Annotated in this window: 1 pseudogene; it reads right to left on the bottom strand. The window is 68.3% G+C overall.

The features are described from left to right. A pseudogene (locus IG78_RS0141305) lies at positions 1–268 on the bottom strand (IS5/IS1182 family transposase); the annotation flags it as partial.

Below are 268 nucleotides of genomic sequence, written 5' to 3'. Positions count from 1 at the left end.
AGGGCATTGATCGTCCGCTCCACTTCGTTCCTGCGCTTGTAGATCGTCTTGTCGAAGCCGGTGGGCCGCCCGCCTTGGCTGCCGCGGCGCTTGCGGTTGGCCCGCTGGTTGTTCGGCTCGGGGATGGTGTGCTTGATCTGCCGTCTGCGCAGGTAGCGGCGGTTGCGGCGCGAGGAGTACGCCTTGTCACCGCCGAGATGGTCCGGCCGAGTGCGGGGACGCCCGCCGCCGAGGCGGCCGACGCGGATACGTTCCATGACAGGGATGA

This window comes from Streptomyces aureocirculatus, from assembly GCF_000720475.1.
GTDB lineage: Bacteria > Actinomycetota > Actinomycetes > Streptomycetales > Streptomycetaceae > Streptomyces > Streptomyces aureocirculatus.
This window is presented reverse-complemented; position numbering and strand designations above follow the sequence as displayed.